This is a genomic window from Methylobacterium sp. Leaf91 (assembly GCF_001422815.1).
Taxonomy (GTDB): Bacteria; Pseudomonadota; Alphaproteobacteria; order Rhizobiales; family Beijerinckiaceae; genus Methylobacterium.
The window spans coordinates 165,355-189,577 of the sequence record NZ_LMMP01000049.1 but is presented as its reverse complement, the minus strand read 5'-3'; the positions used below and the strand labels follow the sequence as shown (position 1 = coordinate 189,577).

26 protein-coding genes are annotated in these 24,223 nt (G+C 67.8%); 17 read left to right on the top strand and 9 right to left on the bottom strand.

Features of this window, described 5'->3' with window-relative positions:
• Positions 1 to 326 precede the first annotated feature (326 nt).
• Positions 327 to 536: a hypothetical protein gene (locus ASF32_RS20800; protein ID WP_056432948.1), complete on the bottom strand. Its 210-nt coding sequence runs from the start codon at positions 534 to 536 to the stop codon at positions 327 to 329.
• 1,142 nt (positions 537 to 1,678) lie between these two features.
• Here ASF32_RS20800 and ASF32_RS26065 point away from each other — a divergent pair.
• From ASF32_RS26065 to ASF32_RS20755, 10 genes are all read left to right on the top strand, one after another.
• Positions 1,679 to 1,852: a hypothetical protein gene (locus ASF32_RS26065; RefSeq protein ID WP_018044278.1), complete on the top strand. Its 174-nt coding sequence runs from the start codon at positions 1,679 to 1,681 to the stop codon at positions 1,850 to 1,852.
• 46 nt (positions 1,853 to 1,898) lie between these two features.
• A complete protein-coding gene (locus ASF32_RS20795) occupies positions 1,899 to 2,867 on the top strand; it encodes a cation diffusion facilitator family transporter (protein WP_018044279.1) in 969 nt (322 codons plus the stop codon).
• 67 nt (positions 2,868 to 2,934) lie between these two features.
• A complete protein-coding gene (locus tag ASF32_RS20790; RefSeq protein ID WP_056432945.1) occupies positions 2,935 to 3,684 on the top strand; it encodes a response regulator transcription factor in 750 nt (249 codons plus the stop codon).
• Positions 3,681 to 5,009: an ATP-binding protein gene (locus ASF32_RS20785; protein ID WP_026176008.1), complete on the top strand. Its 1,329-nt coding sequence runs from the start codon at positions 3,681 to 3,683 to the stop codon at positions 5,007 to 5,009. The genes ASF32_RS20790 and ASF32_RS20785 overlap by 4 nt, the downstream gene beginning before the upstream one ends.
• Positions 5,010 to 5,108: 99 nt before the next feature.
• Positions 5,109 to 5,366: a hypothetical protein gene (locus ASF32_RS20780; protein ID WP_018044282.1), complete on the top strand. Its 258-nt coding sequence runs from the start codon at positions 5,109 to 5,111 to the stop codon at positions 5,364 to 5,366.
• 429 nt (positions 5,367 to 5,795) lie between these two features.
• The gene (locus ASF32_RS20775) at positions 5,796 to 6,053 is read left to right on the top strand and encodes a hypothetical protein (RefSeq protein WP_018044283.1); all 258 of its coding nucleotides are present in this window, start codon (positions 5,796 to 5,798) and stop codon (positions 6,051 to 6,053) included.
• Between the two features lie 138 nt (positions 6,054 to 6,191).
• Positions 6,192 to 6,443 carry a hypothetical protein gene (locus tag ASF32_RS26060; protein WP_192216543.1) on the top strand — a complete coding sequence of 84 codons (252 nt, stop codon included), beginning with the start codon at positions 6,192 to 6,194 and terminating at the stop codon, positions 6,441 to 6,443.
• A gap of 65 nt (positions 6,444 to 6,508) precedes the next feature.
• Entirely contained in the window at positions 6,509 to 6,871 is a 363-nt protein-coding gene (locus tag ASF32_RS20765) for a hypothetical protein (protein WP_238254234.1), read from the top strand.
• 144 nt (positions 6,872 to 7,015) lie between these two features.
• Positions 7,016 to 8,419, top strand: a complete 1,404-nt coding sequence (locus tag ASF32_RS20760) for an efflux RND transporter periplasmic adaptor subunit (protein WP_056432938.1) — start codon at positions 7,016 to 7,018, stop codon at positions 8,417 to 8,419.
• Between the two features lie 11 nt (positions 8,420 to 8,430).
• Positions 8,431 to 11,676, top strand: coding sequence for a CusA/CzcA family heavy metal efflux RND transporter (locus ASF32_RS20755; protein ID WP_056432934.1), 3,246 nt, complete (start codon positions 8,431 to 8,433; stop codon positions 11,674 to 11,676).
• A 222-nt stretch (positions 11,677 to 11,898) separates the two neighbouring features.
• Here ASF32_RS20755 and ASF32_RS20750 read toward each other — a convergent pair whose 3' ends face one another.
• The gene (locus ASF32_RS20750; RefSeq protein ID WP_056172886.1) at positions 11,899 to 12,300 is read right to left on the bottom strand and encodes a helix-turn-helix domain-containing protein; all 402 of its coding nucleotides are present in this window, start codon (positions 12,298 to 12,300) and stop codon (positions 11,899 to 11,901) included.
• 99 nt (positions 12,301 to 12,399) lie between these two features.
• On the opposite strand from ASF32_RS20750, the gene ASF32_RS20745 reads away from it, so the two are divergent.
• Both ASF32_RS20745 and lspA read left to right on the top strand, forming a co-directional pair.
• Complete coding sequence (locus ASF32_RS20745; protein ID WP_056172884.1) at positions 12,400 to 14,583, top strand: heavy metal translocating P-type ATPase; 2,184 nt, start codon at positions 12,400 to 12,402, stop codon at positions 14,581 to 14,583.
• Between the two features lie 4 nt (positions 14,584 to 14,587).
• Positions 14,588 to 15,115, top strand: a complete 528-nt coding sequence (gene lspA / locus ASF32_RS20740) for a signal peptidase II (RefSeq protein WP_018044290.1) — start codon at positions 14,588 to 14,590, stop codon at positions 15,113 to 15,115.
• Between the two features lie 147 nt (positions 15,116 to 15,262).
• Here lspA and ASF32_RS20735 read toward each other — a convergent pair whose 3' ends face one another.
• The gene (locus tag ASF32_RS20735) at positions 15,263 to 16,009 is read right to left on the bottom strand and encodes a phosphatase PAP2 family protein (protein WP_018044291.1); all 747 of its coding nucleotides are present in this window, start codon (positions 16,007 to 16,009) and stop codon (positions 15,263 to 15,265) included.
• A 538-nt stretch (positions 16,010 to 16,547) separates the two neighbouring features.
• Here ASF32_RS20735 and ASF32_RS20730 point away from each other — a divergent pair.
• The 5 genes from ASF32_RS20730 to ASF32_RS20710 are packed head-to-tail and all read left to right on the top strand — an operon-like array spanning position 16,548 to position 19,515.
• Positions 16,548 to 16,931, top strand: coding sequence for a hypothetical protein (locus tag ASF32_RS20730; RefSeq protein WP_018044292.1), 384 nt, complete (start codon positions 16,548 to 16,550; stop codon positions 16,929 to 16,931).
• 13 nt (positions 16,932 to 16,944) lie between these two features.
• Positions 16,945 to 17,454: an RNA polymerase sigma factor gene (locus ASF32_RS20725; RefSeq protein ID WP_018044293.1), complete on the top strand. Its 510-nt coding sequence runs from the start codon at positions 16,945 to 16,947 to the stop codon at positions 17,452 to 17,454.
• Positions 17,451 to 18,260: an anti-sigma factor gene (locus ASF32_RS20720; protein WP_018044294.1), complete on the top strand. Its 810-nt coding sequence runs from the start codon at positions 17,451 to 17,453 to the stop codon at positions 18,258 to 18,260. Before ASF32_RS20725 ends, ASF32_RS20720 begins: the two co-directional genes overlap by 4 nt.
• The gene (locus tag ASF32_RS20715; RefSeq protein ID WP_018044295.1) at positions 18,257 to 19,147 is read left to right on the top strand and encodes a LysR family transcriptional regulator; all 891 of its coding nucleotides are present in this window, start codon (positions 18,257 to 18,259) and stop codon (positions 19,145 to 19,147) included. Before ASF32_RS20720 ends, ASF32_RS20715 begins: the two co-directional genes overlap by 4 nt.
• Positions 19,144 to 19,515, top strand: a complete 372-nt coding sequence (locus ASF32_RS20710; RefSeq protein WP_018044296.1) for a DUF202 domain-containing protein — start codon at positions 19,144 to 19,146, stop codon at positions 19,513 to 19,515. Before ASF32_RS20715 ends, ASF32_RS20710 begins: the two co-directional genes overlap by 4 nt.
• 3 nt (positions 19,516 to 19,518) lie before the next feature.
• On the opposite strand, the gene ASF32_RS20705 is transcribed toward ASF32_RS20710, so the two are convergent.
• The 6 genes from ASF32_RS20705 to ASF32_RS20685 all read right to left on the bottom strand — a co-directional run bounded on the left by ASF32_RS20705 (position 19,519) and on the right by ASF32_RS20685 (position 24,151).
• The gene (locus ASF32_RS20705) at positions 19,519 to 20,604 is read right to left on the bottom strand and encodes a sulfite oxidase (RefSeq protein WP_018044297.1); all 1,086 of its coding nucleotides are present in this window, start codon (positions 20,602 to 20,604) and stop codon (positions 19,519 to 19,521) included.
• 79 nt (positions 20,605 to 20,683) lie between these two features.
• Positions 20,684 to 21,667 (bottom strand): beta-propeller fold lactonase family protein, encoded by a 984-nt coding sequence (locus ASF32_RS20700; RefSeq protein WP_018044298.1) that lies wholly within the window; start codon positions 21,665 to 21,667, stop codon positions 20,684 to 20,686.
• A gap of 185 nt (positions 21,668 to 21,852) precedes the next feature.
• Complete coding sequence (locus tag ASF32_RS20695; protein WP_018044299.1) at positions 21,853 to 22,191, bottom strand: cytochrome c; 339 nt, start codon at positions 22,189 to 22,191, stop codon at positions 21,853 to 21,855.
• Positions 22,192 to 22,202: 11 nt separating this feature from the next.
• Positions 22,203 to 23,426, bottom strand: a complete 1,224-nt coding sequence (locus ASF32_RS20690; protein WP_018044300.1) for a molybdopterin-dependent oxidoreductase — start codon at positions 23,424 to 23,426, stop codon at positions 22,203 to 22,205.
• Positions 23,427 to 23,704: 278 nt separating this feature from the next.
• The gene (locus ASF32_RS26935) at positions 23,705 to 23,839 is read right to left on the bottom strand and encodes a hypothetical protein (protein WP_018044301.1); all 135 of its coding nucleotides are present in this window, start codon (positions 23,837 to 23,839) and stop codon (positions 23,705 to 23,707) included.
• 78 nt (positions 23,840 to 23,917) lie between these two features.
• Positions 23,918 to 24,151: a hypothetical protein gene (locus tag ASF32_RS20685; RefSeq protein ID WP_018044302.1), complete on the bottom strand. Its 234-nt coding sequence runs from the start codon at positions 24,149 to 24,151 to the stop codon at positions 23,918 to 23,920.
• Positions 24,152 to 24,223: the final 72 nt, after the last annotated feature.

The following is a 24,223-nucleotide window of genomic DNA, read 5'->3' as shown; positions in this document are numbered from 1 at the left end:
CTGTGACCCTGCACAGGTCAGACTGCCCTGGTGGTCATCCAGAGGCCTTTACGGGGCATGCAAATAAATTTGGGATCGATGCCCTGATCCATGGGGGCTCCCATGGGAGGTCCGTCAACCCCATTGCTTACCCATGAACCCCATCGAGGAAATACGAATCGAGCAAGCCGCCCAAGGAGGGACCCCGGGGGGAGTATTCCGACAGCTCATTAACCGGCCGTTGAAGCGGTCGATGATCGCTAAGTCGTGACAAGACAGGCGATGCCGCCGCCCTGCGGGCATGGGAAAAGCCCGGCGAGCTTTACAGCTTGCCGGGCTCGCTCTTATCAGTTGGCCGCGGCCGCGAGGCGGATCAGACGATTGCGCGCGTAGACTTCGCGTGCACGCTCAAGCTTCCTAGCCTTTGCGGCCTGCCGGGCTGCCTCTTTCTCCGCTATGATCTGTTCTTCGACATTGGCGTAACTTAGCCCATCGGGGTTGAACAGGTCGTCGGTGAAGCGGTCACGCGGCCGTTGCAGTGCGGGCTCACTTCCCATGCCCAGGGGTCCTCCTGGCCCGAATTTGGGCCTAGTTATGCTTTTCCGGCACCTCCATGACCTGGATGAAACTTCGCCCTATGTATCAGATGCATCTAAAGAGCTTATGTCAGGTAACGTGTAAAAATCTATTGTTTTCTTTATGAGGTGCTAACCTTGTCATCTAGTCGCAGGCGGCGGCGTCCTGGTGGGGGCACGTAGTTAGGTTGGCAAACAAGGGCCAGAACGGCTTGTCTCAATCTGGTGGAAAAAGTGCAACTATAGACCGACATAATTTTAGATTAGCTCTGTTCCTCTTCTGATCTGGATAAAATTAATCGAGATGTAAATGATTGACACCGAATTATTTGGCGTTCAGCTATCTGAGGTCGTGTGAGGTTGATTTTTGTTATATTGGCGCCACCATTCGTCGATGCTTTCGCGCTAATCCGTCAACGACAGGAACCACTAGGCGTTCAGACATTCTCCCGGTGGGCGGCCGTTGAACAACTCGATATAGGCGGTGTCGGTTGGCTTGCTCGGTAGGGCGGTTGATCTCGAATCCCTTCAGGTGAGAAAGGTGATGTGCCTTTAACCTGCCTGCTGCTCCAAAGCGGTATCAGCGCGGACAGAATGGCGTCTCCGTGCTAAGTGATGCCGGCAGCGACGCTCTCCGCCATGCAGACACCGCAGGTTTGCGCTTCATCCAGCCAGTGATTGAACCCTGTGACATCTGATTTTATCGACGGCTGCTAGAAACAGAGGCTCGGGACGATCTGGCAGAACAAGCGGCTGAGATCGATGACCCTGGCTACATCAGTATGCGCCCAGGTCAGCCGCCGACGTCAATAAAGGGTGTATGTTGGCGTCGACAGGCGGTTCTGACGATTCCATAGTGTGGGCACACGGCTCTTTAAAACTGGCCCTTAACCGCCCCCGCCGAGGATGCAGCACCATACCCTTCCGCCATTCGTGCGGGCACATCCAGACGACTTACAGACCTCGGTCGCCGTCCCCCTTCACCATCATCACCAACTGCCGGCTGCGGCGATGCGACCGACGTTCCAAAAACGAGCCTCCTGCCCGCCACGTAGGAGCCTCCCCAAAATTCACGGCGCGCATATCGAGTGCAAGCCTACCTAGCGGAGGGCGGACCTTTACTCATGATCGTCGTCGCGGCTCTAAGGTTAAAGGGCGCCGTCATGGCGTGGCCCGACCTGATCGTGGCGGCGGTGATGGCCGAGATCTTCGTGACTTCCTCAATCCAAATTCTTCAGCAGGCCTGGACCGAGCACCAGAGAGACGCCGTCGCGACGCTCCCCGCACCGGCCAAGTGAGCCCCGGTCAAACCCGTTGAATGTCGAAGACCGCTACAGGACGACCATGACGACGAACGACGCACACGCCGGTCACGACCACGGGTCGCATGACCATGAGGCCCATGCGACCCATGACCATCCCGGGCATTCCCACGCCCCGGCGAGCTTCGGGAAGGCGTTCGCAATTGGCATCGCCCTCAATGTGGGCTTCGTCGCCATCGAGGCCACTTATGGGGTGCTGGCGAACTCGATGGCCCTGCTGGCCGATGCCGGACACAACCTCTCGGACGTGCTCGGTCTCGTCGTGGCGTGGATCGCGACGGTGCTGGCCAAGCGCGCCCCGAGCGCGCGGTACACCTACGGGATGAAGGGCTCCTCGATCCTGGCGGCCCTGTTCAACGCGGTGTTCCTGCTGGTGGCCGTTGGCGCCATCGCCTGGGAGGCGATCCAGCGCTTCGGCGAGCCCGCCCCGGTCGCCGGCAAGACCGTGATGATCGTCGCGGCGGTCGGCATCCTGGTGAACGGCATCACCGCCTGGCTGTTCGCCTCTGGTGCCAAGGGGGACATCAACATCAAGGGCGCGTTCCTGCACATGGTCGCCGACGCCGCCGTCTCGGCCGGGGTGGTCATTGCCGGCCTCGTGATCCTCTACACCGGATGGACCTGGCTCGATCCCGTCGTCAGCCTCGCCATCGTCTTCATTATCGTCTGGAGCACCTGGGGCCTCCTGCGCGACAGCCTCACGCTATCCCTCGCTGCCGTCCCGCCGGGCATCGACCCCGACGCCGTCCGCAGCCACCTCGAAGGACTTCCGGGGGTCGCGTCACTCCACGACCTGCATATCTGGGCGATGAGCACCACGGAGACATGCCTTACCGCCCATCTCCTAATGCCTGGCGGCCGGCCCGACGACGAGTTCCTCATGAAAACGGCCGTCGGCATCAAGGAACGGTTCGGCATCGGCCACACCACCCTGCAGGTGGAGACCAGCAGCGACACCGCCTGCATCCTCGCACCCGCCCACGTCGTTTGACCGGCATCGGGTGTATGAATGCCCCCGCGGACGGAACGGTGACGCCCATTGCAGGACGGAGGAATCGTTGATCCACGAAAACGGGGGCAACGCGGGTTCCGATGGTTCGGAACACGTCCTCCTCGTCGAGGATGACGACGGCCTGCGTATGCTGGTCACCCGCCTTCTCCGCGAGGCGGGCTATCGTGTCACCGGTTGCAGAAGCGCCATTGAATTCTGGCGCCTCCTGCCTGCCGGTGGCGTCGACCTCGTCCTGCTTGACGTGATGCTGCCCGGGGCCTCGGGCCTTGACCTGCTCCGGGCGTTGCGCGCGAGGAGCACGGTGCCGGTGATCATGGTCAGCGCCCGCAACGAGGAGGCCGACCGGGTGCTTGGGTTGGAACTTGGGGCCGACGACTACGTGGCCAAGCCCTTCGGCCGGCCCGAGCTCCTGGCCCGTGTCCGTGCCGTCTTGCGCCGCGCCTCCATGGCACCCTCGTCGCCCTCGTCCCCGGTATCCGAGGTGCTCTCCTTCTCAGGCTGGAGGCTCGACATGCGCAGCCGCTCGCTCGTCGATCCCGAGGGGGCGGCCGTCGACCTCTCCGGCGCCGAGTACGACCTCCTCCTCGTCTTCCTCGAACACCCGGGGCGCGTGCTGGGCCGGGAGATGATCCTCGAACTGTCCCGTGCCAGGCTCGGGTCCCCCACGGATCGCAGCGTCGACACCCTGGTGAGCCGCCTGCGGCGCAAGCTCGAACCGCCCGAGGGCCTGCCTCCGGTCATCAAGACCGTGCGCGGGGCCGGCTACATGCTCGCCTCGAAGGTTGAGCGCGCTTGAGACGCCTGGCACCCTTGGCCCGCAGCCTGGAAGCCCGAACGGTCGCAGTCCTGCTCCTGGCCATCCTCGCCGTCCACGGCGGGGCACTGCTTCTCTATCGGCAATCCGCGACCGCCGCGGCGGACGATGCGTTCGCGCGGCAGGTCGCCAACCAGCTTACCCTGGCGCGCGAGGCGGTGCTCCGCCGCCCACAGACCGAACGCGACGCCGAGGCGAAGGCCCTGTCGTCCGCGCATTTCGAGCTGGGATGGTCGCCGACCTCGACCCTGCTCCCTGACAGGGCCGGCGACCCGGCGATGTGGTCGCTCAGGTCCCGGATGATCGCGTCGGAGCCGAGCCTCGAACCCGGTCTCGCACTCGCGATGGACAGTGGCCACGAGGCCCTTCATCAGGAGGACCTGGGCGGTGCGCTCGCCCTGGCGGACGGGAGTTTTTTGACCTTCCGCTCGGCCCATGCACCCGGCCTCGCACGGCTCGGATCGTGGGCCTACCTCGCGACGGCGATGGCCATCCTCGTCGGTGTCGCCGCCGTCGTCCTGATGCACCGGATCGCGGGACCGTTGCGCGACCTCACCCGCGCTACGGCCGAAATCGGGCACGGAAAGGTGGTCCCCGTGAGGGAAGCCGGCCCCGACGAGACCCGCGATATCGCCCGGGCCCTCAACGCGATGCAGGACCGCATCCATCGGCTGGTGACGGAACGGACCCAGGCCCTGGCGGCCGTCTCCCACGACCTGCGCACCCCCATCGCGCGGCTTCGCCTCCGCCTCGACGGGCTGCCCGAGGGCGGCGAGATCCGGGCGATGGGCTCGGACCTCGACGACATGCAGGCGATGGTCGATTCGACCCTGGCGTACCTTCGGGGCGACGCAGACCCGGAGCCGCGCCAGGTTGCCAACGTCGCGAGCGTCCTCATGAGCATCGCCGACACGTCCTCGGACGCTGGCCGCGAGGTCGCCTATGCGGGCCCTGGCCGCGCACTCGCGACGGTGCGCCCAGTTGCGCTGCGACGCGCGCTCGACAACGTCGTCGACAACGCCGTGCGTTACGGGACCCGCGCCTTTATCTCGCTTGACGTGGAGCCGGAAGAGCTGGTGCTCACCGTCGAGGACGATGGTCCAGGCATCCCGCCTGAAGAGGTCGCCCGCGCCTTCGAGCCGTTCACCCGCCTCGAAGCGTCGCGGAACCGCAACACCGGCGGCACCGGCCTCGGCCTGACCATCGCGCGCCGGATCGTCGAGGCGGAGGGAGGCGGCATCGCCCTATCCAATCGGTCGGGAGGCGGCCTTCGGGTCCGGATCTCCCTGCCGCGCGCCGGTCGCTGACACACTTCGTCACGAACCAGGCGTCCGGGTGTAAAACAGGGTCGCTATCTCAGGTCTCGAAGCGGCCGCACCGGCTGCCGAACCCCAGGGATCAGAATTATGAAGCGTACCATCGCCGCCCTTCTCACCCTCGGCCTACTAGCAGGCCTCTCGGCTCCCGCCTACGCCGCCGAGGACGGGCATGGGAACGCGAACAATCCCGAGCGCTCCGTGCCGAACACCGGCGGCGTGGCCGGTGGCCCGGCCCATCGCGACGACCCGCGCGAGAGCGAGGCCCGCGAGGTCGGCAAGGACGGCAAGCCCGTCCATTCCGACAAGGATGGGCACGCCCACGGTCACTCCCACGGCAAGAAGTGAGCGGACGACGCTGACCTCGGAAGGCCGGGAGGATGCACCGATGCGTACGCTTCCCCTCCTGGTCGTCTTCGCCTTCCTTGCCGTCGGCATAGGCTACGCCCTTGGCGGGGGATGACCGGTCCGCTCCCGCCCGACGCCTTCACGGTACGGTAGTGCCCTCCTCGGTACCGTGAACCGCCCGCCTCGGCCTCGTGCCGGGGCGGGCACCCCTCCCGTGGTCCTTCCAGTCTCCGCCCGACCACGAAGAGCTGTTGCGCTTCCATGCCGTAACCCGCGTGGGTGCCGCCCTGCAGGATCGTCGTTTCGCGCACACGATCCCGCGTCGCACGAACTCCCTTGCCAAATATTCCCGAATTTCACCGGGAGCATTCGGATCGGTTTTCTCGATCCGTACGTTCCTGCGCAGTATTCGAGAGAGGGAGCCTCAACATGAAGACCAAGTTCGGAGCCATCGCCGCCATCGTGACCCTGGCCTTTTCGCCGGTCGCGGCCCTTGCGCAGCACATCGATGTCGGCCCGGGCGGCGTCAGGGTCCATGGCGACGGTCATGGTGAGCGCCACGGCGAGGGGCATCACGGGGACCGCCATGAACACCGCGAGGTCGTGCGCGAGCATCACCACCATGACGACCACCACGATGACCATCACGGCGGCGAGCGTCGCACGACGATCATCGAGCGTCACTGAGTTCTGCCGATCCGGGATCTCGTGAACCTGTTTCACGGCGTCCCTGATATCTTCATCCACGCTTCCATGAACGGCTGTTTCAGGCTTCGTTCAACTCGGCGCGCCCATCTTGAGGCATACCCCTTTGAGGAACGAGCCATGCGAGTTCGCATTCCAGCCTTGGTCGCCGTCGGCCTGATCCTGGCCCCGGCCGCCGCGTCCGCCCAATACTATGGCGGCGACTTCGACCGGCGCGGCGGGGACGTCCACGTCGACCGCTACCATCATGGCGACCACGATGATGTCGTCATCCACCGTCCGCATCGGGATTACGGCGACCGGGCGTTCTACGGGGAACGTCGGTACTACGGCGAGCGCCGGCACCACCACCATCACCACGACGACTATTAAGGTTCGACCCTGCCAAAGGGCCATCCGGCATGTACGGGTGGCCCTGAATCGTTCATAAGGCGACCATGACCACGGGACCTCGGATCAGGGCCTACGAGACGATGCGCGGCTGGTGGGCGACCACCGTGCGCGTGCTCTCGCTCGTCTTGGTCCTGGCGCTCGTCGTCCCGGGCGCGATCCATTCCGCCGAGGCCCACCGGTCCGTTGGTCACGAACTGTCCGTGTCCGCACCAACCCTGGCAGCCGCCGTCGATCACTCCGATGCCTGCCCCGCCTGCCATGCCACCTGCGGCTGCCATCAGGCACTCAGCGTCGACGGGACGCCGGCCCTACCGCCCCGCGGGACGGGGCGTGCCTCCTACGCGACCGTGACCACACCCATCGGATCGGTCTCGCCCGACCGCCAACCCAGGCCGCCTCGCGCCTGAGGCGACGCCGCCACGTCCGTGGCGCGTCCCGGCCGGCCCCACACGGGTCACGGCTGCCTCTAATTCGCGAAATACCCAGTACGGGACCGTTTCCCGCCGCCTAAGCGGCCGTGCGACGTCCCGGTCGGAACCCGGCCCATTCCCATGCGTGCATTCCTTTCCGTGGCTTTCCTGGCCATCGGCATCGTCATCGGCGGTGCCTTCCCCCGTGTGTCCGAGGTCGTGCAGGGCGCCCTCGCGGCCGCCGGCCTCACGAACGCCCGGGCGACGCCCCCAACCAATGCGGCCGTTACCAGGCCGGTGACACCCGCAGCCGACGATGGGCACGGTCACGGCGACCATGGCCACGAGCATGCCGACGGCGAGCCCAAGCCTTCCGGCGAGCACAAGCACTCCGAGGGAGAGGCCAAGCCCGAAGCCGGTGGCCACAAGCACGCCGAGGGCGAGGCGAACGGCCACGACGAGGAGGGAGAGGGCAAGATCAAGATGACGGCCGAGCAGGCCGCCGAGCAGGACATCGAGCTGGCGATGGTCGAGGGCGGGATCCTCTCGCGCCATTTGCTGGTGCCCGGCACCATCGCGCAGGACGCCGACCGGATCGCACGCGTTCCCGTGCGGGTCGTCGGCACCGTGTCCGAAATGCGCAAGCGCCTCGGCGAGGAGGTCGCCAAGGGCGAGGTCGTGGCCGTACTCGACAGCCGCGAGGTCGCCGAGGCCAAGAGCGACTTCCTCACCGCGACGGTCAAGGCTGACCTGGAGAAGACGAACTTCGACCGCCAGCAGGCCCTCTGGGACAAGCGGATCTCCGCGGAATCGGCATTCCTGAACGCGAAGGCCGCCTACTCGGAGGCGACGCTCAGGGTCGATCTCGCGCGCCAGAAGCTGTCGGCCCTTGGCCTGAACGCCGCCGAGGTGGCGACGTCCGCCAGGAAGGACGAGACCACGCCGAACCTGTCGAGCCTACGCCGCTACGAATTGAAGTCACCCCTCGCCGGGCGGGTGGTCGAGCGCAAGGTCGACGTCGGCACCGCCGTCGGCAAGGAAGGCGACCCGGCCGACGTCTACACGGTCGCCGACCTGTCCTCGGTGTGGATCGAGCTCGCGGTTCCGACCACCGAACTCTCGAAGGTCCGCGAGGGCGCCAAGGTGACCATCGTCGGCGACGACGCCGCCCGCGGCGAGGGCAAGGTGGTGTTCGTCAGTCCCATCCTCAACCCGGAGACGCGCTCGGCTCGGGTCATCGTCGCCCTGCCGAACAAGGACATGGCCTGGCGGCCCGGCACCTTCGTCACCACCGAGGTCGAGATCGCCCAGGACAAGGTCAAGGTGCGGCTGCCCAAGTCCGCCATCCAGACCATCGGCGGCGAGAAGGTCGCCTTCGTGCGGACCCCGGAGGGCTTCGAGCGCCGAGACGTGACTCTCGGCAGGGCCGACGATGACGCCTTCGAGATCCTTACCGGCCTCAATCCCGGGGAAGAGGTCGCTGTGGCCAACTCCTTTGTCCTGAAGGCCGAGCTCGGCAAGGCCGAAGCCGACCACGCGCACTGAGGGCGGCCATCATGATCTCGAAGATACTCGACTTCTCCGTCCACCAGCGCTGGCTGGTGGTGCTCCTGTCGCTGCTGGCGGCCGGCTTCGGCGTGTTCTCGCTGACGAAGCTGCCCATCGACGCCGTGCCGGACATCACCAACAACCAGGTGCAGATCAACACCACGGCCCCCTCGCTCTCGCCGGTCGATATCGAGAAGCAGGTGACCTACCCGGTCGAGACCGCGCTCGCCGGGATCAAGGGCTTGGAATACACCCGCTCACTCTCGCGAAACGGGTTCTCCCAGGTCACCGCCGTCTTCTCGGAAAAGCTCGACATCTACTTTGCCCGCCAGCAGGTCGCCGAACGCATCGGCGAGGCGAAGTCGACCCTGCCGCCGGGGGCCGAGCCGCACATGGGGCCGATCTCGACGGGTCTCGGCGAGATCTACATGTGGTCGATCCACTACGCCAAGCCGGAGGAGCGCAAGGTCTCCCCGGACGGCAAGGACGGTTGGCAATCGGACGGAAGCTACCTCACCCCCGAGGGCCAGAGGCTCGCGACGGAATTGGAGCGCACGGCCTACCTGCGCACGGTCCAGGACTGGATCATCCGCCCGCAGGTGAAGACCGTTCAGGGAGTGGCCGGCGTCGACAGCATCGGCGGCTTCGACAAGCAGTACCACGTCCAGCCCGACCCGATGAAGCTCACCGCCCTCGACCTGTCGTTCGCCGACATCGGCCGGGCGCTGGAGGCCAACAACGCCAACCAGGGCGCGCGCTACCTGGAGGACAACGGCGAGGGCTACGTCGTGCGCGCCGCCGGCCGCCTGGAGACCATGGAGGACATCGGCTCCGTCGTGGTGACCACCCGCGGGGGCGTGCCGGTGCGCATCTCCGACATCGCCGAGGTCCGGATCGGGCGCGACCTGCGCACCGGGTCGGGCAGCGAGGACGGACGCGAGGTCGTCATCGGGACCGCCTTGATGCTGATCGGCGAGAACAGTCGGACGGTGGCGGCCGCCGTCGATGCGAGGATGACCGAGATCCGGCGCACGCTCCCGCCCGGCGTCGAGGTCCAGACGGTCCTCAACCGCACGGTCCTGGTCGAGGCCACCATCCGGACGGTCGCCAAGAACCTGGCCGAGGGCGCCGCCCTCGTCGTGGTGATCCTGTTCCTGCTGCTCGGCAACATCCGCGCGGCCATCGTCACGGCCCTCGTCATCCCGGTGGCGATGCTGATGACCATGACCGGCATGGTCCAGGGGCGCATCAGCGCCAACCTGATGAGCCTTGGGGCCCTCGATTTCGGCCTCATCGTCGACGGGGCGGTCATCATCACCGAGAACGCCCTTCGCCACCTCGCCGAACGCCAAGGGGAACTCGGGCGAAAGCTCGACCTGGAGGAGCGCCTCGCCACCGTGCGGGTCTCGGCCGAGGAGATGATCAAGCCCTCCCTCTACGGGCAGGCCATCATCATCCTCGTCTACGTGCCGCTCCTCACCTTCACCGGGGTCGAGGGCAAGATGTTCGAGCCAATGGCACTCACCGTCATCATCGCCCTGGTCGCGGCCTTCGTCCTGTCGCTCACCTTCGTCCCGGCGATGATCTCCATCGTCATCACCGGCAAGGTCACCGAGACCGACAACCTTTTCGTCCGGGCGATCAAGGCCGCCTACCGCCCTGTCCTCGGGGCCGCCCTGCGCGTGCCCATGCTGTTCGTCGCGGTCGCCCTGGTGCTGCTCGTCGGAGCCGGCGTCCTGTTCAGGGGTCTGGGGCAAGAGTTCATCCCGCAGCTCGACGAGAAAAGCATCGCGTTGAACGCCCAGCGCATCCCGTCGACGTCCCTGTCGCAATCGCAGGCCATGCAGCTAAAGGTCGAGCAGGCCATCGGCCGGTTCCCCCAGGTCGCCTACGTCTTCTCGAAGACCGGCACCGCCGAGGTCGCCTCGGACCCGATGCCGCCGAGCTCGTCGGACACCTTCGTCATCCTGAAGCCGCAAGCCGAATGGCCGGACCCGGACCTGTCCAAGGCCGAGTTGCAGGAGAGCATCGAGAAGGCCCTCGGGGCGCTCGCGGGCAACGTCTACGAGTTCTCCCAGCCCATCCAGCTTCGCTTCAACGAGCTATTGGCCGGCACCCGCGGCGACCTCGCCGTGAAGGTCTTCGGCGATGATCTGGGCGCGATGACCGCGGCCGCGAACCAGATCGCCGCCATCCTGCGCGGGGTCGAGGGCGCCGACGACGTCAAGGTCGAGCAGACGGCCGGTCTGCCGTTTCTGGAGATCGGGATCAACAAGGCCGAGGCGGCCCGCCTGGGACTGAGCACGTCCGCGATCCAGGACGTCATCGGGGCGGCCATCGGGGGCCGCGAGGCGGGCGTCGTCTTCGAGGGCGACCGACGCTTCCCCATCGTCGTGCGCCTCAACGACAAGGTGCGCGAGGACCGCGAGGCCCTGGAGAACATCCCGGTGCCGTTGCCTCCCGGACCAAACGGGCGCGCCGCGTCGGTGCTCCTGAAGCAGGTCGCGAGCTTCTCGGTGACGGAGGGCCCGAACCAGATCTCGCGCGAGAACGGCCGGCGCCGCGTCGTGGTCACCGCCAACGTGCGGGGCCGTGACATCGGCTCGCTCGTGGCCGAGGCGCAGGACAAGGTGGCCTCTGGGGTGTCGCTCCCGGCCGGCTACTACGTGACCTGGGGCGGACAGTTCGAGAACCTGGCTTCCGCCCGCCAGCGCCTGATGGTGGTCGTACCGGTCTGCTTCTTCCTGATCTTCCTGCTGCTGTTCTCGGCCCTGAACTCGGCCCGGGACGCGCTCCTGGTGTTCAGCGCGGTTCCCTTGGCACTGACCGGGGGCATCGCCGCCCTGTGGCTGCGTGGCATGCCGTTCTCGGTGCCCGCGGCCGTCGGCTTCATCGCCCTGTCCGGGGTGGCGGTGCTCAACGGCCTGGTGATGCTGACCTACATCAAGCAGCTCATCGCCGAGGGACGGCCAAGGCGCGAGGCCATCATGGAGGGCGCCATGACCCGGCTCCGTCCTGTGGCGATGACCGCGCTGGTGGCATCCCTCGGGTTCGTACCGATGGCGCTGGCGACCGAGACCGGGGCAGAGATCCAGCGTCCCCTTGCGACGGTGGTCATCGGCGGGCTCATCTCGGCGACCCTGCTGACCCTCGTCGTCCTGCCGGCTCTCTACGCTAGGTTTGCCGATGCGGTCGCTCCCGAGAGGAAGGATCGGCCCATGCCGGTCCAACCGCATCTCCGCGCCGCCGAGTAGGAGGGTCGGCATGAGCAAGAAGGTCGCCCGAACCATCGCCGACTGGGGCGGCGGCGGCCCACGTCGCCGACGCCGCGTCAGGCCCCACGTCCGTCGCGCGGCCGGCCGGGCGTTCGCCCTGGCCCTCATCGCCATCCCGGCCTGCGTCTACCTTCTGTACTGCCTCTGCAACATCGGCGGGAGGACGCACTTCCACCTGATGCCGACGGGGCCGATCCATCCTCAGGACGGATCCCCGTGGGGAGACAAAGCCTCGATGATGCGGCAGTCGGCGACGGACCCGCAGCCGCACTGACCGATGACGTCGCGCAGCTCATGCGCCAACCGGGTCAGGTCGGCCAGCTTGCGCTCGACCTGCGCCAGGTGGGCGCGGGCGATGGTGTCGACCTCGGCGCAGGACCGGTCGCGGTCGTCGGCCATGGCGAGAAGCTCCCGGATCTGGTCGACCGTGAAGCCGAGGTCCCGTCCCCGCCGGATGAAGCTCAGGCGGCGCAGGTGCTCCGGACCGTAGAGACGGTAGTTGCCCGCCGACCTTTCCGGCGCCGGCAGGAGCTTCACCTTCTCGTACCACCGGATCGTCTCGACGCGGGTGTTCGTCGCCGCGGCCAAGTCGCCGATGGTCATGGGGGGTGCGTGCGCCATGGCCTTGACCCTGTAGTTGCTACAGGGTGCATGTAGGGCCTCAGACCCTTCGGCGCGAGGCCCGGGTCGACGGAGCTTGCCATGTCAGGGCCAGGAACATCGGGAGCGGTCCCCGCAGGCGCCGCGCTGCGCTACCGCGTGAAGGGCATGGATTGCCCGAGCTGCGCGACCAAGATCGAAACAGCGGTAACCCGCATGCCCGGCGTCCGCGACGTCCGCGTGAACTACACGGCCCAGGTCCTCGACCTCGTGCTCGACGAGGGCTCGACACCCAGGGCGGACCTGGAGAACCGGATCACGGGGCTCGGCTATGGCGTCGGGTCCCTGCCGACCGCGGCCGACCTCGCCCGCTCACAGGCAACGGGCATCGCGGCCTCGGCCATCGTCGAGGAGGAGGCGGAGTCCCCCGCCTGGCGCAGCCGCAAGGGGCTTTTGGCGCTGGGCATCGCCGTCCTGTTCGCAAGCGGATTTCTCCTGCAGACGGTTCGGCCCGGGCTGGCCGGGGAATACGCCTACTGGCCCGGCGCGCTCCTGGGTCTCGCCTTCTACGGACGCCGCGCCATCGCCGCCGCCCGCAACGGCTCGCCCTTCTCCATCGAGATGCTGATGTCGGTCGCCACCATCGGGGCGCTCGCCATCCATGCCGCCGAGGAAGCGGCGGTGGTGGTCCTCCTCTTCACCGTTGGCGAGATGCTCGAAGGCTTTGCGGCGGGCCGGTCCCGGGCCGGCATCAAGGCCCTCGTGGGCCTGGTGCCGAAGACGGCGCGCCTGGTCGAGGGGGACGGCGCCGTGCGTGAGGTGGCGGCCGCCTCCCTGGTGATCGGCCAAACCGTGCTGGTGCGCCCGGGTGACCGCGTCCCTGCGGACGGCGAGGTCACGGACGGCACGTCGAGCCTTGACGAGTCCCCGATCACGGGGGAATCGGTGCCCCGGCCAAAGGAGGTCGGGGACGCCGTCTATGCCGGCAGCGTCAATGCGGACGGGGCCCTGCAGGTCAGGGTCACCCGGATGCCGTCGGACAACACCGTCGCCCGCATTCTGCACATGGTGGAGGAGGCGCAGGCTTCGAAGTCGCCGACCGCCCGGTTCATCGACCGCTTCAGCGCCGTCTACACCCCGGTCGCCTTCGCGGTCGCCGCGCTGGCGGCGCTTGGCCCGCCGCTGCTGCTCGGCGCCGACTGGGGCACCTGGATCTATCGCGGACTGGCGTTGCTCCTCATCGCCTGCCCCTGCGCCCTCGTGCTCTCGACCCCGGCCGCCATCGCCTCGGGTCTTGCCGCCGGAGCGCGGCGGGGACTGCTGGTGAAGGGCGGCGCCGCCCTGGAGACCATCGGACGGGTGCGTACCGTCGCGTTCGACAAGACGGGGACGCTCACGGCAGGGCGTCCAAGGGTCACCGACGTCCTCCCATTTGCCCCGGACATGACGGATCGCACCCTGCTCGGGCTCGCGGCGACGGTGGAGGCCGGATCGAGCCACCCCATCGCTCGTGCGATCCTCGAACGTACGGAGGCCGACGCCATCCCCCTGCGCCCCGTACGCGATGCCCGTGCGGTTCCCGGCAAGGCCGTCCAGGCCACGGTCGCCGGTCGCACGGTCGCGGTGGCATCCCCGCGCCACGCCGCGACGCTGGCCAGCCTCTCGCCGGAAGCGGAAGCGACGGTGCAGGCCCTTGAGGAAGCCGGCAAGACCGCCGTCGTCGTGGTTCGGGACGGAGAGGCGCTCGGCGTCGTGGCGGTCCGGGACGAGCCCAGACAGGATGCGGCCGCCGGCGTCGCGGCCCTGCGCCGGCTTGGGGTCGAATGCGTGATGCTGACCGGCGACAACCGGCGCACCGGCGAGGCCATCGCCAAGGGCCTGGGACTATCGGTCCGGGCCGACCTGCTGCCGGCCGACAAGCTCGCCGAGATCGGCGCGTTGAAGGAGGTCGGCCCGGTCGCTATGGTCGGCGACGGCATCAACGACGCCCCCGCGCTCGCCTCCGCCAGCGTCGGCATTGCCATGGGCGGCGGCACAGACGCGGCACTGGAGACGGCTGACGCGGCCATCCTCAACGACCGGGTATCGGACGTGGCCGCCCTCGTGGCGCTGTCCCGGGCGACGCTCGGCAACATCCACCAAAACGTGGCCATCTCGCTGGGGCTCAAGGCCGTGTTCCTGGTGACGACGCTCGCAGGCATCACTGGGCTATGGCCGGCCATCCTGGCGGATACCGGGGCGACCGTCCTGGTGACGGCCAACGCCCTTCGCCTGCTCCGGGCTTGAGCCGATGCGTCTCATACGGGAAAGGGCCGGGTTCGGCGCCCTCGTCGTAATCGCTGTGACCGCGGCGGGCACCGACCTGTGGACCAAGGCGCTGGCGGTCGACAGGCTTTCCGACGAAACCGTGCACGCGGTACTGCCGATGCTCGACCTCAGGCTCGCGTTCAATCATGGCATCAGCTTCAGCCTGCTTCCGGCGCATGACGCGACGTCCTTGGTCGTCCTTCTTGCGCTTCAGGGAATGCTGACGGCCTACGTTGCCCGGTTGGCATTCCGCGCGACCGGAGCGTCGGAAGGAGTTGGTTTCGCCATCATGACCGGCGGTGCACTGGGAAACCTCATCGACCGATGGGTGGACGGCCGCGTCACGGACTTCCTCGACCTGCACCCGGCGGAGGTGCATTGGTTCACCTTCAACATGGCCGATATCTGGATCAGCCTCGGGGCCGCCTTGATAGCTTGGGAGGCAGTCGGCAAGCCGGGCGGGCCGAGACCACCAGCGCCGCTTGATCGGGCCGCCCTACGGGTCCCTTAACGGCGTCATTTCGGTCGTGCCCGTAATGGTCGAACGGCCTGGCCGCAGGCATGGACGATGCGGTCCTGCTAATTGAACGAATGCTGGGATGCGTCCGTCCCTTCAGTCAGGCGGAGGATGCGTTTAGGAAGAACGGCGCATGGGGTCCTATGCCTCGATGCCGGCCTCGCCCGCGACATGGTCGGGCTTCTCGACTTGACCGCGTCGCTGAAGCTGGAGGGCCACGACCCAGCACAGGACCGCCCAGGCCGACCCCACGCACCAGCCTGCCAGCACGTCGGTCGCGTAGTGGACCCCGACATAGACCCGGCTCAGCCCGACGACGACCGTGAGGAAGACGGCCAGCCCCATGAAGTACGCCTTCAGGCGAGCGCCCGCCGCCACGCGCGTCATGAGGGCGCCGAGTGTCAGGTAAGTCACGGCGGAGAGCATGGCGTGGCTGCTAGGGAAGCTGGCGGTGAACACCTGGATGCCGCCGGGGATCTCGGGTCGGGGCCGGTTGAAGAGGAGTTTCAGCCCGAAGCTGATGACCGTCCCGCCCAGGATCGATCCCACCACCAGGACCGCGGCCCCCTGCTTGCGGATCAGGAGCAGGTACCCTGCCACAGCCGCGATGAGGAAGCAGAGGACCACCATGCTGCCCAGGGAGGTCACGTCCCGGGCCATCTCGTGCAGCCAATCCGGTCCAATCGGACCAGCCGCGCCGGGTGGACGGAAGAAGTGGGCGACGCGGGTGTCGAACCCCATCGTGCCGCCCTCCATGACCTTGTCGGCCAGGAGACCAAACCCGAGGATGAGGGCGGCGACGCAAAACAGCGTCACGGGCAGACCGATCTCCCGCTTGCCGAGGCGCGCCATGATACCGGCACGGGCGGACGGAGAGGACTGGTTCATGCGCCCGAACTCCTGGATCGGTCCCTTGACGGTTGCTGGCTCGGGACACTCACCGCCTCATGCGGCAGAGCCGAAGAACCCGTTCGGATCCTCGCCCGTTCCCCCGCGGTGAGCGGCGAGCCAAGGAGAACCCGCACCTTTGTTGCCCGCAATGGTCGCATCCACGCCGAGATCCCTGTGGAGGAGGGCCTGAAACGTCGGATATCGACCCCGAGGCCTAGTGGTCGAAACCTGACGCTTGATACCGTCCGCTTCCGACCCAACTACGCCGTAAGAGCAAGCCAACGTATCTCTCGAAAGCAGACGTTGCAGTCGATCTCGCCGTGCGAGGGCATGATCTCGGATCTCCGCCTTTCAGAGTGGTGACGCCGCCGCATCATTCCTCTGACTGCTCCTGGGTGACGGCCGTATGCCGTGGTTGAGGACGAGTCGGCGGTCACGCTGACGTCACCAATCTTTTTCGTGTGTCAGTGGAATAGACGCGCCCGTTCGGCATCTCTCCCGATGCGGTCATGGTCGACCGCGGGAGACCTCACTCATGCACACCATGCTGATCCGCGCTGCCTTTGCGGCCTTCGCCTTCTCCGCCGCCGCCGCCCAGGCCGCTGCGCCTGCGATGACGGCCGAGACTGCCAAGGGGCCGGCGCTCGTCGATGCCAAGAGCATGACCCTCTACACCTTCGACAAGGACATGGGCGGCAAGTCGATGTGCAACGGCCCCTGCGCCGCCAACTGGCCGGCCCTGATGGCCGCCTCCGGCTCGGCTGCTAGTGGCGACTGGACGATGGTGACGCGGGACGACGGCACGATGCAGTGGGCCTACAAGGGCAAGCCGCTCTACACCTTCGCCAAGGATACGAAGCCCGGCGACATCACCGGCGACGGATTCCTCAACGGTGCATGGCACATCGCCAAGCCCTGATCGGTAAAGCCTCGTGGACGAGATCGCCGCCCTCATCGAACCGCAGATCCCAGCGTTGCGGCGCTACGCAGTCGCACTGTTGCGGGACCGCGAAGCGGCGGATGACCTCGTCCAGGACACGTTGGAGCGGGCGTTGTCCGGCTGGTCCGGACGTCGCCGCGACGGCGACCTGCGAGCCTGGCTGTTCACGATCGAGCGCAACCTGTTCCTCGGCACTGTTCGACGCCGGGGCCGGCGCGGCATCGATGTCGGCGCTGAGGCTTTGGAGCAGGTGCCCGATCCGGGTGCCGACCCCGAGGCCGTTATGGGGGCACGCGACGTGCTCACCGGACTCGACGCCCTGCCCGAGGAGCAGCGCTCAGTGCTACTGCTCGTCGCGGTCGAGGATCTGTCTTATGCGGAAGCGGCGCAGGTGCTCGGAGTACCGCTGGGCACGGTGATGTCGCGGTTAAGCCGAGCCCGGGAGCGGATGCGAAGTTTTCTGGAAACGGGCCGAACCGGCTTGTTGAGGAGGGTGAAATGAGCGGGGATCCACGCCCGGTCGGCGAGGACGACCTGCACGGCCTGATCGACGGTCGTCTCGAACCGGAGCGGCAGGCACTGGTCGAGGCATGGCTCAGGGGAAACCCCGCGCGGGCGGCCGAGGTCTCGGCGGATCGCGCCCTGCGCGAGCGCTTGCGTGCCCGCCTCGCGCCGATCGCCGAGGAGGCGATCCCGGCGCGGCTCCGGGTGGCCAACATCCGCTCGCGACATCGCCCGATAACCGGGCGCTGGCTTCCGGTCGCGGCTGCGGCCGTGCTCTGCCTCGCGGTTGGCGGTGCCGCCGGCTGGTTCGGCCATGCCGCGCGGCAGGTACCCACGGTCACGCTCGCGCGAACCGAGCCGGCGACCGACGACGCGGTGGCGGCCTTCCGCACCTACGTGGTCGAGGCGGTGCATCCAGTGGAGGTGCGCGCCGATGAGAAGCCACACCTCGTGACGTGGCTCTCGAAGCGCCTCGGCCGGGCGGTGACCACCCCCGACCTCACGGCCTACGGCTTCCGCCTGATGGGGGGCCGGCTGCTGCCGGCGGGTTCCGAATCCGCCGCGATGCTGATGTACGATGACGATCACGGCACCCGGCTGACGCTCTACAGCCGCGTAGGCGATGCGGATGGCCGCACGGTGTTCCGCTTCGCCCGCGAGGGCGACGTCGCCGCCTTCTCCTGGGTCGATGGCGGCATGTCCTACGTCGTCACCGGTCGCACCGACGAAGCGCGGCTTTTGACCGTCGCGCAGGCGGTTGACGCGCAGGTCCGTGGATTGCCGGTTCCGCCGCGGCAACCATGACCCTCGACCAACTCCGCATCTTCGTGGCGGTGGCCGAGCGGCAGCACGTAACCCGGGCTGCCGAGGCGCTGAACCTCGTGCAGTCGGCGGTCAGCACGGCGATCGCCAATATCGAGGGACGACACGCGACCAAGCTGTTCCATCGGGTCGGCCGCGGGATCGAGCTGACCGAGGCGGGACGCGTGTTCCTCGTCGAGGCCCGCGCGGTGCTCGCCCGGGCCGAGGCCGCCGAGCTGGTGCTCGCCGACCTCAGCGGCATGCGACGCGGGACGCTGGCCCTCTACGCCAGCCAGACCATCGCCAGCGACTGGCTGCCGCGCCACCTTGTCGCCTTCCGCCGGGCCTACCCTGAGATCGCCATCCGGCTGGCGGTGGGCAACACCACCGACGCTGCCGATGCGGTCCGCGCCGGGCAGGCCGAACTCGGCTTCGTCGAGGGGGCGCTGGACGACCCGACGCTCGCGAGCACCACCATTGCTCATGACCAGCTCGTCCTCGTGGTCGCCCCAGGCCATCCCTTCGCCGGAGCGACCGCCCTTGAACCCAAGGACCTCGCCGGGGCCGACTGGGTGCTGCGCGAGGGGGGATCGGGAACCCGCTCGGCCTTTGAGGCGGCGCTGGGTGCGGCCGGCCTCGCTGCGGCTCAACTCCAAGTCACACTCGAATTGCCCTCGAACGAGGCGGTCCGCGCCGCCGTCGAGGCCGGGGGCGGGGCCGCCGTGCTGTCCGAGACCGTGGTCGCCGCAGCGCTTCGAGCCGGGACCCTGGTACGGGCGGCGTTCGCCCTGCCGAGCCGGCCGTTCCGGGTACTGCGCCACAAGGAGCGCTACCGCAGCCGGGCCGCCGACGCGCTGCTCGATTTGATCGCAACGGCGGATGCCGAATGAGCGAGCCCGCGAAACCCGTTCCCCCCGACGACCCGCGGGTCAGGCTCGCCGAGGACCGCACGGTGCTGGCAGCCGAGCGCACCTTCGTGGCGTGGCTTCGCACCGGGCTCGCCTTCCTCGGCGTCGGCCTGGCCGCGCAGCGCTTCCTGCGAGAGGTGCTGGCGGTCTGGCCACTGAAGGTGCTGTCGCTCACGCTGATCGCCTGTGCGCTCGCCTCGTTCGCCGGCGCCGCATGGCGGGACCGAGCGATCCGGGCGCGACTCGCTCATGCCGAGATCCCGATGATGCCGCGCATCCTCACCGTCGGGGTTGCGGCCCTGCTCATCGCGATCTCGGGCCTCGCTGCCACCGCCCTGCTCTGGGCGTGACGGTCAGGCCACCGTTACCCGCACCCGGTGCCAGGCGGCGCTGAGGTAGCCCTTGTAGTTCCAGGTGTCGTCCGGCGCCGCAGGCTGGGTCTGGCCGGCGGAATCCCAGGCCCGTACCGCGAGTTCGTGCTCGCCGGTCGTCAGCTCGCGCTCGATCTCCCAGAACGTCCAGGCGTAGGGTGCGTCGGCGTCGCGGTCGATCCGGGCCTGCGCCCAGCTGCGACCGCCATCCGTCGAGACATCGACGCGGGCGACCGCGCGGTCACTGGCGATGGCGTAGCCGCGGATCGCGTGCCGGCCGGCCTTCAACGCCGCGCCGCGGGCGGGCTCGCAGATCGCGCTGTTGAGCGGCATCGCCTCGATGGTGATGCCGTGGGCGGGGTCCGCGGTCTCGGCGGTCACGTCGGGCGGAAACAGCTTGTAGTCGTCGGCCTGCATCGGGTTGTTGGAGGGGTGATCCTGCACCGTGATGCGGGCGAGCCATTTCGGGCTGCGGATGCCGGCAAAGCCCGGCACCACAACACGCAGCGGGTGACCGTGCTCGGGGGCGAGAAGCTCGCCGTTCATCGCGAAGGCGAGCAGCGTCTCGGGGGCGAGAGCCTTGGCGAGCGGGATCGAGGCGCCGAAGCGCGTGTCCGTATGGGCGATCCGGTCGTGGCTCTCGAAGGCGACGTGACGTGCGCCCCCCGCGTCGAGGCCGGCCGCGCGCAGCACCTCGGCGAGGCGCACGCCGGTCCATTCCGCGTTGCCGATGGCGCCGGGCGCCCACGGGTCGCCGGAGACCGGCGCCACCGCCAGCATGTCGGCCCGGCGGTTGCCGGCGCATTGCATCACCGCCGTGACGGTGACGGGCGCGAAGCGTTCCTTGAGATCGGCGAGCGAGAGGTCGAGCGACGTCGCGACCATCCCGTCGATAATCAGGCGGTAGCTGTCGGCGTCGAGGTCCGGGATGTCACCGTGGCTGCGGACGTAGAAGTCGGCCTGATCAGTCAGGAAGGCCGCGCGCAGGCGATCGAGCGGCGGCTCGGCGTTGTAGGGCGCCTTTCCGTGGACGATGAGGCGGTCCTTGCGCTGGAACAGGCCGAGCATGGGGTCTTTGTCCTGCGTTCGTGACGTGTCGACATCGGGAACGCGCCGGGAGCCGAGAAGGCACCCGGCGCGCGACGCCTCAGGGCTTCATGGTCGAGATGACCGCGTTCTTCGCCCGGTCCACCACGGCGACGCTAAGGTCGCGGTTGAGGACGTAGGCGTGGGCGTTGTCGGCCGAGAACGCGATCGCCTGGCGCGGCTCGTTCAGGCCGGTCACCGTGGCGACGACCTTGAGGGTGCCGGTGTCGATCACCGACAAGGAGTTGTCCTTGAGATTGCCCGAATAGACGAAGCGCCCGTCCGGGGTCAGCGCGGCGCCGTAGGGGTCCTTGCCCACCGCCACCTCGGACGTGACCTTACGGGCGGCGACATCGACCACGCCGATCGTGTTGCGGCCGCTGTTGGCGGCAAACAGCGTCTTACCGTCCTTGGTGATCGAGATGGCGCGCAGCTTGTCGAACCCGGCGATCTCGCCGGTGATCTTGTTGGTGGCGGTATCGACCAACGTGATCTTGTCGCCGAGGAAGTTCGTCACGAACACGGTCTTGCCGTCCGGCGACAACTTCACGCCCTGGCGCGGCTGCGCGAAGCCGGGGATCACAGCCTCGGCGAGCATGGTCCTGGTGTCGAACACGGTCAGCGTGCTCGCGGCCTCGTTATTGACGTAGAGCTTGGTCCCGTCGGCCGAGAGCACCGTGCCGAACGCGCCGGGGCCCGCGGCGAGAACGCCGGCTTCCTTGCCGGTGGCGGTCTCGTAGACCGTGATCCGGCCGGTGCCGCTGTCGGAGACGTAGAAGCGGGCGCCGTCCGGCGCGAACACGATGTTGCGCGGGGTCACGAAGCCGTCGAGGCGGCGCAGCACCGTGCCCTTGGCGACGTCGTAGACGATGACGGCGCTCTCTTCGCTGTTCGACACAGCGGCGACCGTACCGGCGGCGTTCAGCGCCAGCGCGTTGTTCTTGATCGCCCCGTCGAAACCGGCGGCGAACCCGGGCTGGCCCTGGGCGAGGAGCAAGGCGGCTCCGGCGACGAGGGCGCGCAGGCTGGTGCGGATATGGGTCATGAAGCGTGTCTCTCGGGCATGCGCGCTCGTTCGGCGGCCGGGGCCTGCCGTGAGGGCTGGTTCGAAATCGGAAATCCGTCGTGCAAGGCCGGGCCGGCCGTGCATCGCCCTGAGGAGACGCCGGAAGGCGCGGTCTATTCCCCGAGGCCGGCGAAAAAAGCGCGGCGGCCTCGGGAATCGGGGGTTCAGGGCGTCGGCTTCAACGCCGTGAGGTAATCGATGATGGTCTGCACGTCGGCCTGATCGACCGGTGCCTTGTAGACGTGAACCATCTTGTTCACGGTCTCGGTCCACTGCGCCTTGGTGAGCTTGGGCTGGGTCAGCACCATCCCGGCCGAGTGGCAGGCAAGGCAGTTGTTGTTGACGGCCTCGGCCCCCGGCCCGTCGGGGAAGATCCGGTCGGAGGTCGGCATCGCAATGGATTGCGAGGTGAAGCGCATCGGCTCGGGGGCCGGGGCGGCGAGCGCCACCAGAGGAGACAAGGCGAGCGCGGCGATGAGGGCCGCAGGGCGGATCGGGTTCATGGCTGGTCTCCTCAAGCGGCCTGGAAGGACACGGTCTCTATGCCGTTCTGCATGAAGCCGTTGGCGTTCCAGACCTGGTCCATGCCCTGGGCGACGCCGTTGGTATTGGTGCAGCGGACCTTAACCGCATGGGTGCCGGCGGCCAGCGCCGGCAGGCTGCCGTCGAAGCGGCGGAAGCTGTAGGGGCCCTCGTCCGCGCCGAGTTGCGCCGGAAACCACGTCGCCCCGCCGTCTCCGGAGAAGTCGACCGCCTTTACCCCGCAATCGCCGCCGAAAGCGATGCCGCGAAGGGCCACCGGCGTTCCGGCCGCCACCTTGGCGCCGTCGGTCAGGTTGGTGACGAAGGAGCGCGGCACCATCCTGTTGATCGGCACCGTCTTGAAGCCGGTCTGGCCGGGCTTGATGTTGGCGCCCGGCACGTCCGGGATGCGGTAGGCGGTCTTCATCCAGTACCCGTCGTCGGGCTTGTCCAGCACCTCGATGTCGGACAGCATCTTGACCCAGTAGGTCGAATACCAGCCCGGCACCACGAGGCGGAGCGGGAAACCGTTGAGCAGCGGGAGCTGCTCGCCGTTCATCGCGTAGGCGATCATCACCTCACCATTGTTGGCGTGGTCGAGATCGAGCGACTTCTTGAAGTCCGGCGCGTCGTCGACCACGGGCTCGTCGAGGCCGTTGAAGCGCACCTGCACGGCGCCGGACTTCACCCCAGCGCGTTCGAGCACGTCCTTGAGGCGTACCCCGGTCCAGCGGGCGTTGCCCATCGAGCCGTTGGCCCATTGCGCGCCGGGCACCCGCGGCTCGAACAGCCCGCGTGAATTGCCCGAGCACTGGTTCACCGCGGCGATCTCGAAGCGCGGCAGGCCGGCGATGGCGTCGAGCGAGAGCGAGAGTTCCTTATCGACGTGGCCGTGGACCTTAAGACGGAAGGTGCCGGCATCGACTTCGGTCGGGATCGAGGCCCAGTGCCAACGGACGTAGAAGCGGTCGTTAGGGGTGAACACGCCCTCGTCGAACACCGAGAACGGCGTCTCCAGCAGCGGCGGATGGGTGCGTTGAAGGATCATCTCGGCCTTGCCCGGAAAGGCGGTGGTCAGCGCCCGCTCGTCCGGGCCGCCGGGCAGCGGAAGCTTCACCGAGCCCGCGGCCCAGGCCGGCATGGCGGCGGCGAGGCTGCCGACCCCTAGGCCACCCAGGACGAGGCGGCGGTTCAACGGTTCGTGCAGATGGCGCATGATGTCTCCCTGGAATCGTTTGTTGGGCCGCGTCGGCCGGTCGCTGGATCTCGGTGTCGCCGTCGGCGGACGGCATTGGCGTCGGTCGGGACGGTTCGGTCTCGCCGCCGGAAACTCGGGTCGTCGATCCATGTCATCCCGGCAAAGAGGCGTCCTCTCCGTGAACGAGATGCTACAGCGAGATGATTATTCCACCCAATGATCGTTAGAGATCTGAACGATCTCCGATTGCGATCATCCGAAGATTTCCGATCTCCGATCAATGGCGGGCGGCCGGATCAGATGATCGTCAGCCAGGCGGTGCCGACGGCGGCGACAGTCAGGGCGACCGTCCAGAACAGGACCCAGCGCATATGACCGCTGGTCTCGCCCTGCCGGGCCTCGTCAGTGGTCTCGAAGGTGGGTCGGGTCATGATGGATCTCCCTGTCATTCGGGTGTTCGAAGGCTTCACGTGCCGCCGGACGGATGCCCGGCGGCCAAGGGGGCGCTGTCAGCGACCGATCAGTTCCCGCGCCGGGCCGCCGGTCTCCTGGCCGCGGCCACGGGCGTAGGCCGGGAGTGCCGGGTTCTTGGCGTTGGCGCCATCGGCGTCGCCGTAGATCGGTGCGGATGGGCTGGTGATGAAGCGGACCTGCGGAGCGCGGAGGCCCTGGGCCTGCGAGAGGCCCGTCATGCCGACGAGGGCGGAGGCGGCGAGGGCGACGGCAGCGATCGTACGGGTCATGGTCGATATCCTTCTGGTCGGGTCGTCACGTCGGTTCGTGATGACAAGAAGGTAGCGGCCGACAACCATTCA